A 9,500-nucleotide genomic window follows, 5' to 3' on the forward strand; every position below is an offset into this window, starting at 1 on the left:
ATTTCTTGAACCTGCGGGTATCGGCGAAAATCAACGTCCTAATTCTTCACTTCATCCCTTTCTTCTTCTCCCGGCCTTTTTGACTGCTCAACGCTTAAAGAGGCCGGGGCTTGATCCCCTTTTACTTCCTTTGAATCCGCTCTGGCCGCCGCTTCTTCCGGAGCCATGACCTCTTCGAAGGCCGGAATAACGATTCTCCGCCTGACCATAATGTTGTATATGATTTCAGCCCGCTTGGCCACATACCGGGAATTTCCGACCGGATTTAATTTTCTTGGGTTGGGCAGGACTACGGCCAGGCGCGCCGCTTCTTCCGGCCCGAGGGCCTGGGCTGATTTTCCGTAATAATGGCGGGAAGCGGCCTCGATGCCGAAGATCCCCTCCCCCCATTCCACGACATTTAAATATAATTCGATGATCCTTTTTTTGGAAAGATTTCTTTCGATCCGCCAGGTCAAGATAGCCTCTTTGAACTTGCGCAAAGGGTTTTTATCAGGATTTAAATATAGATTTTTGGCCAGTTGCTGGCTGATGGTGCTTCCGCCGACCTTGAATTTTCGAACCTTCAGGTCTTTTTCCATGGCCTTTTGTATGGCCTCAAAATCAAACCCTTCGTGTTTCCAGAACTTGTCATCTTCGGCGATGATCACCGCCTTGATCAGGTAGGGTGATATTCGGGAAAGAGGGACCCATTGCTGCTTCAGGCGAATCTTTTTCCCTTGGGCCTGCCCTTCTCTTTCCCGGAACTGCATAAAAGAGGTCTTCTTAGGGTTTTCTTTTTTAAGCTTGGAAACAGGAGGATAGATCAAGGAAAAACCGATAACCAGAATAACGGCTAAAAAAAAGACGATGACTAATTTTTTAAACACGGCTTGCACTTTCCTGCTCTATATTGACTACCAAGAATAATGACGGTCCTTAAAAAATCCCCTATTAAGTCATTGAAAATTAATCGAAGCAATCCTTACCCGGCAATCCACTGCATCAATAGCGATCTCTATTCCTTTTTTTATCATTAAGGAGGCTTCAAATCAACCAAACAAGAGAATTCAGGATCGGAGGCTTCAAAAAATCCTCATCGATTGTTAAAAAACTAAAGTTTTCCGTAACCCGATCCGAAAAGATACCTAAAGGCAAAAATCCGGTCGGAATGGAGGGAAAGAAGGAGTAGAGACCGAAAACAGCCTTTCAGTAACCAGCCGGTTTACCGGCAACAACCCGGCAAGAATTGCCGGAAAAAAACTTAGAAAAAGGAGAAATACCATGGCAAATGTATCTTTATCAAGCGGCATGAGGCAGAACTTATTAGCCTTACAACAAACCTCTGTTTTACAAGAAACGACCCAAAATCGGCTGGCCACAGGGAAGAAAGTCAATTCGGCCCTTGATAATCCGACCAACTATTTTACCGCCCTGGCCCATACCAACAGGGCCAACGACCTGCTCGCCTTTAAGGATGGAATTTCCGAGGCGATTCAGACCATTAAAGCGGCTGATACCGCCATCAGTTCCATCACCAAACTGCTTCAATCGGCCAAGGCTGTTGCCGAGGACGCCAAAGGTGCTCTGACTTCCGGTACCGGTTCTTCCAGTCAGGTTTTGACCATCAATACAGTCACCGGAATTTCCGCCGGTACAACCATCAATATTGGTGGAACCACCTTTACGGCAGTGGCCTCAGGGGCTACTGCGGCTACCAATTTTAATATTGGCTCCACAACGGATTCTATGGCCGTAGGTCTGGCCAGCGCCATTAATCAGGCCACAGAGACCCGGGCCATGTCGGCTACTGTAAGCGGCAGCAAAATTACTGTCACCGCTGCGGCCAATACCATGGTTGCGGGCGACATTGAATATAGCGCCGCTTTAAGTCTGGCCTATGGAGAGTCGGCTGTGGAAGCCTCTTCGGATCTGACTTCTAAGGTAACTCAGTACAGCACCTTAATGAGCCAGCTTGATGATTTGAAGTCGGATGCATTTTACAAAGGCAAGAATCTTCTGGGAGGCGCTTCCGGCGGGACCTACGATATGACTGTCCGTTTCGGCAATAGCCACACCTTGACGGTTTCATCCTTCGACGGCAGCCGGAGTGGTTTGGCCTTGGATGCCTCCTTGACGACGACCAGCGAATCAACGCTTCAAACCTCTATTGATAAAATTGATACCGCTATATCTACTTTAAGGACCAATGCTTCAAGCTTTGCGACTAACCTCGCTACCGTAAATACACGGGATGAGTGGATTTCCAACATTGCTCAAACCCTTCAAACCGGTGCCGACAAACTAACCTTGGCTGACGCCAACGAAGAAGGCGCCAGTATGCTGATGCTCCAGACCAGACAATCCCTCAGTACGTCTGCCTTGAGTATGTCGGCCCAGGCCGCCCAGTCGGTATTGAGATTGTTTCAGTAGGTAGTATTAGGGCAGATAAGGAGGAGGGCTTGGCCCTCCTCCACCTGCCTTTTAAGCAGGAGGTAAGAATATGGCTATAGAAAAAATAGGCAGTATAAACCCGAACCCGATCTCTAATATAGATATGAAGGTTGTTCCCAAAACTCTGGTTGTTCCCAAAACTCCGCCTCCTGTTCCCGAAAAAATGAAAATTCAGCCTTCCGGGAAAACGGAAGGAGAGGCAGTGCCAAAGAATTTAACCAAGTTCAAAGATCCTCCCTTTTTCCCTATTGGAGATACGTGGAGTATATTTAAAGAATAAGCAGGACACCTTGGCACTGAAAATAATTTTAAAACCCCAGGAACGTCTAATTTTGGATGGTGCTGTCATCATCAACGGCAGCAGCAAGTGCGAATTGATTATTGAAAACAATGTCCCTATTTTGCGCGAAAAAGACATCCTCCGTGAAAAAGAGGCCGTAACCCCTTGCAAACGGATTTACTTTATGATCCAGCTCATGTACGTAGACAAAAAAGATCTCGCCGTGAAACATGAAACCTACTGGGCCTTGATCAAGGATGTCATTGAAGCAGCGCCAAGTACGTCGGAATTGCTCGGACAGATAAGCCACCATATTTTGAATGGTACCTACTACCAGGCGCTTAAATTAGCCAAAAGATTAATCCGCTATGAAGAGGAGGTTACAAAACATGCCAGCATTAGGGCTTAAAGCCTACCAGGAAGCGCTGAAAACAACTACATCTGGTCGCAATTTGGAGGCAGCGGTCCTTACCAAAGCCGCCCGTCTCTTAATACTGTGTCAAGAACAATGGAACGAAGAAGGTCATTTCCGGAGGTGGGATGAGGCGTTGACCTTCAACCAGAAAGTTTGGACCATATTTCAGGATGAGCTGGCCAAAGAAGACCATCCCATGCCCATCGAATTAAGGGCAAATATTTTAAAGCTCAGTCTGATGGTAGATAAGCGGATTATCGAAGTAATGGGCAACGATTCTTCTCCTGACAGGCTTGATCTCATCATCAATATCAATAATAATATCGCCGCCGGACTTCGGGGCTCAGGGGCGTTATCTCCGGTGCGAAAGTGAGCCAGAGTCATCGACTGGAAAGTATTCCAGCACTAACGGATTTCCTTTTTCTTGAAAAAGGAAAAGCTATTTTGTAATATCCATCCCTTACCCGGAGGATAGGCTAGGCAGGAGAGCACCCTGAAGCCGTCCGGCACTCTTCAAGAAGTGCCAGGGTCTTTTGCTTTTCAGCATCCCACGCCAACATACTTTCCAGTAAATTCATTGCTAATTCGGTTCTGCCGGCCAAGAGCAATTTTTTAGATAATGATTCCATGGCCGGGTCATAATTGTATCCTTTTCTTTTCATTTTTTTCATTAAAGTCACTCCTTCTTCTTTCTTTCCGGTGATGCAATAAGAGGCGGCTAAGGCCACTTGTGCCGGAGGGTAATTCTTTACCCTCTCCAGCAATCCTTCCAATTTTTTTTCAGCTTCGATTGGATCACCGGCACAAAGGGAGACCGTGGCATAGGTAAGGATGGTTTCCTTGGCCTGAGAATCGATTTCTAATGCCTTTTCGGCCACTTCAAGCGCCCTGGTAAATTCTCCCATTTCGAAATAGATGCTGGCCATATTGAAATGAGCCAGCGCATTGTCAGGGATGGCCCGGGCATAGGCCTGCCAGTGCGTTATGGCTTCTTCGTGTTTACCCAATTCCTCAGCCTGAATGGCCATCTCGCGGTGTGCGATAGGGATATCTCCCATGAGTTCTAATTTACGTTTTCCTAAAAGGTAGTAAATGTCCCCTTTTTTTTCATTGGTCTTGGTGGGGAGTTTACCATAATGATGAATGGGAATATTGCAAGGCTTTATATCTATTCCGGCCTGTTTAATGGATATCTCCAGAATCTCATGAACGGGATTGCAGAATCGGATACGAGAGTCATTCTTAAAGAGTCTGACTTTATTACTGGGGAACCATCCGGACCCCGATTCTTCCTCCCGGTATTCCCCGATATTGGCCGTCCAGCCATCGATTGCCGGCTCCATGATGTAGTTCCGGGTAATCAGGTCATAGGCGATGGGTTTGGAGTGTTTTTGCCGTATAAGATGTTTGAATTTTTCGTAATCTAAGAGTGACAAAACCTCATCGGCATCATGAACCAAAATCCAGTCCCCTTGCGCTTTTTCGAGAGAAATATTTCTGGCCTCGGAAAAATCATTGGTCCAGGGAAAATCAAAGACTTGGGCTCCGAAAGCCGTAGCAATTTCCTTGGTTTGATCGGTTGATCCCGTGTCAACTACAATGATCTCATCGGCGACCGGTTTGAGGCTGGCCAGACAACGAGCCATATAGGTCGCTTCGTTTTTAACGATCATGCAGATCGACAAAGTGCCGGTTCCTTTCTTGTTTTGATCGATAGTAAGGGGACCGATTTTTTCTCTCACGGTTTTGGCTGCCGAGAGGATATCCTCGTTTATGCCAAAGGCTAACAGGGCCTTTTCTATTTCTTTCATAGCCTCAGAATTTTTTTGTTGCTGCAAAAGGATATCGACGAGCAGAAAAGAAAGAATCTTATTGTTCGGAAAAAGGCCCAAAGCTTCTCGGGCTACTGTTTCAGCTCTTGAAAATTGGTTCAAGGAAGTGACTGCCGATTGGTAGGTAGCTGAGAAATCGCCGGTTTTAGGAGAAAGAATAAAACCTTTTTCAATAAAATCCAACCCTTCTTCTTTTTCATTATTGTGCCATTTCATTACGCCTAAGTTCACATAAGGGTCGGCGACACAGGGATTTAATTCAATAGCCTGATAAAACAGTTTCTCAGCCCCTATTCGGTCTTCCCGTTTAAGGGCTATTAATCCTTTGAGATTAAGAACCTCACTCGAATTCCCGAAAAGGGAAATGGCCCGATTCCCAAAAACCTCGGCTTCCTCCAGATGCCCTAAATAAAAATTAGAGTACCCAAGAATCGCCAGCGTCCTTGCCTTGTCCTTTCCATCCTGCGGCATGGCCTGCAGGGTCTCTATAACTTCCTGAAATGATTTTTCCTGAAATAGGATTTCCGCCAGGCAATAATAGAGTTCCTCATCTTCCGGGGTGTATTTTATCCCTTCTATAATGGCTTGGACCGACTTATCAAAGAGTCCCTTGCTGTAATCATCGCGGGCATTTTTTATGGCTACAAAAGGAGATATTTTTTTCCCTTTTTCACTCTGGGGATCAAAAATGTCCCATTGATTATGAAAAACCTTATCCGAACCCACCCTTCTTTGATCATCCTGATTTATGTACATACAAGTATCGGCAGCCATAATCGTTTGATAACCGATTACGAGTGCCCTTAGACGATAATCGTTGAGTACGAAAAAGGAGGGTTGGATTTTTTGATTGAAAGGACCAACGGCCTCGATAACCTCTCTTTTAATCAGTACGCATAAATGGTCTATTTCAAAAGTCATGGCGAAACGATGGCGGTTTCGCCTGCTGAAAGTGGAGGCATAATCAGAATAGTCTTTGAAAGACAGGTGTTGAACACCGGGAATTTGTTGGGAACCGATGGCCTGATTGAACAAGGGAACGGTTATCCCGAACTTTGGATTTCGGTTCAAAGATTCAACCATTCTCCCGAAAGCGCCTTCAAGCACAATGCTATTTGGATCTAAAATCAGAACATATTGTCCCGTTATTTTTTCCAATGCTTTATTTAACCGCTCGGCATAGTTGGAATTTTTGGGAACTCCGATCCTCTTTAAGGGAGTATTTTTATTAACACAATGATTGAGCCAGGCCGGTTTTGATAAGACTCCAAGCTCCGCCAGGATGATCTCATGGGGTTCTGTGATCTGAGTTTCGATTGACTCAAGACAACGTCGCAACTTACCATTGAAACTGTTGATCGGTAGGATAATGGAAGTCAGCCCGGAGGCAATTAAGGTGGTTTCAGTAACGGGAGTACAATCCTTACCGGGAGACCCTGTTTGGTTTTGATGAATCAGTTCATTGATTTTTTGCTTGTCGGGCAGCGGTACAAAATGTTTATTTCTATCAAATGATTGAGAGATTATAGGCGTGCTGTCGTAGGGTTGGCCATATTCGATTTTGGGATTAATCCCCCATTTCTCCTTATAGATCGTCCAGGCTTTTTGGAGCCGATCATTATAGACTACATTGCCCCGCCCCTGCGGTCCTCCGGTATGATGGATGAATATTTCATGAGCAATTGTGGGATTGAGTCCGGCAAGGAAGGCTCGTAGTGCATAGTCGTCGTCCTCAAAACCGAACAGACCGAAACGATGATCAAAAGTGCCGATTTTTTCAACGACCGACCGGGTGATAAAAAGACAGAAACTGACTAAACGGGGCACTATGGTAAATTTTCCGCGATGGGCCTGATAATGCTCCCGGGCTATCCTATCAAGTTCTTCAACTGTCCCATAGGAACCATTTTCCACAACTTGCAGTCCGGAAGCATAATTGGAGACCGGCCCGATCATCCCTATTTCAGGGTGCTCCTCAACAATGGAAATGAATTTTGAGAGCCAGTCTTGCGGGACCAGTGTGTCATCGTCCAGAAAGACTATATAGTTCCCCTTGGCTACAGCCATGGCCTGAGCCCGGGACACGGCCGGACCAACATTTTCAGGGTTTTCGATCAACACAATATCCTTGATCGTTCTGAGATACTCAACGGATCCATCCTGCTTGGCATTATCGACGACGATAATCTCGTAGGTTTGGGTGGTGTTTCTCCTTATCGATTCAAGACAGGCCTTTATATGATCCAGACCATTGTAGCTCAAAATGATGATTGAAACAAGGGAAGCAACGCCGGATTGGTGGATTGTTTGACCCGATGGTTCAGTAAATTGGAATTCCACCTCCTGGTGACAGGAGTTGGGAATAAATTCTGAAAATTTTTCAAGATCGATTCTGTACCCTTTTTCAAACAAGTCGGCCAGAGCATCCGGGCTATACTGATTATTATGACCCGCCTTGTTGTTCCAGAGATTTTGCACCATATTTGCGGGATTGCAGAAGGCGGCACTGGTCTCGAAACAAAGGAGTTCATTTTCGGCATTTTTAAAAAACGATTTACCGGCGTCAAGGAGGGCTTCGAGGGTGTTTGGATTTTTAAAATCACCTTCCCTTAAAATAGGCAGGATGTCCCCGATGGAATAGAGAGAACTGGAGACCTCCAGTGGGTAACCGAAGTCCAATTCTTCTTTCGTCCAGTTATACTTCAATACCCCTTTACCGACAGCATTAAAATCAGGCAATTTCTGATTCTTATTCTGCATATAACAAAAGGTCGTATTTTTTCCAAGACGTAAGGAAAAACCGATGGCCTGCTGATATTTCTCCAGATAGGCTACCAGGTCCGTTAGACGAAAGTCCCTTATAAATAAATTGTCGTCCACCAGAAACAACACATAGTGATATGGGTAGAGGGCATTCAGAAAATCGGTCTTAAAGTCTCGCTCCGGAATAAATTCCATGGGCGGATAAGTCCGTTTCAATTTTTCATATTGTTGATGATTTCGTTCGTTCGAAGTTTTATAAATCACTTTTACCTTTAAGTCTTGTAGATCACGACAATGCTGAATAAGGGAACGCAATGAAGCATCTAATTGCATGGCCCGGTCTTTACTGAACACCACTGCCGTCATTGTCTCAGTCTGGACCGGTGATGATATTTCAGCTTCTTTAACATGCGTCTGCCGAACTTCGGCTGCGGAAGGAATTGCAGAGGAGGCAACCGCCAGATAATTAGCATAACGATAGTTTTCAAGGACGTCCCGCCAAATGGGAATATAGAGTAGCCCGTCGGGAATGATACGATAAATAGTATAACCATAGTGCCGTAAAAGATTATAAATCTGCCTCAAAGTTATATGGGCATCAAGGTAGGTTCCGCCGTATTCAAATTGCAGCACCCGAATATGTTTTAATTCCAGAAGATTGGTGGCTCCACGCAGGACATCCAATTCCGCCCCTTCCGTATCAATTTTTAAGAAATCGATTTTTTGAATTTCGTGTTCAAAGCAAAAGGTATCGAGGCATCTGCTTTTTACCTTAATCGGTTTAACAGAGGCATTCATTTTTTTCTCAATCTCAAGGCGTCGGTAAAGGGAGCTTAATTCCCCGGTTTCAAAACTATCGTCCCAATGGTAAAAAGTCTTATCTTGATTATCGCCCGACACGGCCAGATTATGGAGCCTCACATTAGGAGCGGTCAGATTTTCCTGAAGAACAACAAACGTTTCGGGAACTGGTTCGAAGGCAATTATTCTGGCCCTGGGGTTCAATCCCAGGGCCAGCTTACTCCAATGACCTTTATTGGCTCCTACATCAAAAATGATTCCATCCTGTTTTACGATTTCTTTTAGAACGTTTAATTCTCCATTTCGAGAAAATTCAATATCGTCGTATCCGTGTTGGTCGAACTGGGGAGAATCCGTATGAATCGTTAGTCCGCTTAAATCGACCTGGGGAAATGGTGGGAATTCAGAATCCTTGCGATTTTTTTGGAGTTCATCCCGGATCATCCGACACCACACATTATGCATGGACCGTTCACCGGGGACATCGGCCACCATTGAATCCAAAAGTATCTCATCAGCGCATTTCAACAGATCATTTTGAGAAATATGGCCCTTTTTTAAAGCGATGGCATGGACATTTGAAAGCCAAGGGTCTCCTTTCCATTGCACATTCTGACATTGGACAGTAAATCCGAGTTTTGAAAGAATGTGTTCAAACTTTTCTTTGTACCAACCATCCAAATGATACGCCCAGTAAGCCTCATGGGAACCAAAGGCATGGCGCAATACCGCTTGTTTGGTCTTATAAGACATTTCAGAAAGAAGTGTGCGAGCCGATCCGATGATGTCCGGTGTTTCTATATGAAGTTTACCCTTGACTTTCAACCAGGAGTGCCACCGTATCAAAAGGGCCAGCGCCCTTGACCGATCAAAATGTTCAAAAACATGATGGAGACGAATTTCATCGACCGTATGATCTGGGAAATCCAGTTCCAGAATATCGGCAAAGATATCGGCGGCCGCAGTTGCTTGAACG

General features: G+C 45.2%; 6 protein-coding genes. 4 read left to right on the forward strand and 2 right to left on the reverse strand.

All coding sequences use genetic code 11. From position 1 onward, the window contains the following. Nucleotides 1-38: 38 nt before the first annotated feature. The gene (mtgA, locus tag HY879_26215; protein MBI5606841.1) at nt 39-869 is read right to left on the reverse strand and encodes a monofunctional biosynthetic peptidoglycan transglycosylase; all 831 of its coding nucleotides are present in this window, start codon (nt 867-869) and stop codon (nt 39-41) included. 394 nt (nt 870-1,263) lie between these two features. Here mtgA and HY879_26220 point away from each other — a divergent pair, with 394 nt between their 5' ends. From HY879_26220 to flaF, 4 genes are all read left to right on the forward strand, one after another. After that, nucleotides 1,264-2,412: a hypothetical protein gene (locus HY879_26220; protein MBI5606842.1), complete on the forward strand. Its 1,149-nt coding sequence runs from the start codon at nt 1,264-1,266 to the stop codon at nt 2,410-2,412. Nucleotides 2,413-2,482: 70 nt separating this feature from the next. After that, nucleotides 2,483-2,713 (forward strand): hypothetical protein, encoded by a 231-nt coding sequence (locus HY879_26225; protein ID MBI5606843.1) that lies wholly within the window; start codon nt 2,483-2,485, stop codon nt 2,711-2,713. 10 nt (nt 2,714-2,723) lie between these two features. Next, nucleotides 2,724-3,122: a flagellar biosynthesis repressor FlbT gene (locus tag HY879_26230; GenBank protein MBI5606844.1), complete on the forward strand. Its 399-nt coding sequence runs from the start codon at nt 2,724-2,726 to the stop codon at nt 3,120-3,122. Then, a complete protein-coding gene (gene flaF / locus HY879_26235; protein MBI5606845.1) occupies nt 3,103-3,501 on the forward strand; it encodes a flagellar biosynthesis regulator FlaF in 399 nt (132 codons plus the stop codon). Before HY879_26230 ends, flaF begins: the two co-directional genes overlap by 20 nt. 103 nt (nt 3,502-3,604) lie before the next feature. Here the strand turns inward: flaF and HY879_26240 are convergent. Continuing rightward, nucleotides 3,605-9,500 (reverse strand): FkbM family methyltransferase (locus HY879_26240; GenBank protein ID MBI5606846.1); only part of this gene is annotated, 5,896 nt, incomplete at its 5' end.

This window comes from Deltaproteobacteria bacterium, assembly GCA_016219225.1.
Taxonomy (GTDB): Bacteria; Desulfobacterota; RBG-13-43-22; order RBG-13-43-22; family RBG-13-43-22; genus RBG-13-43-22.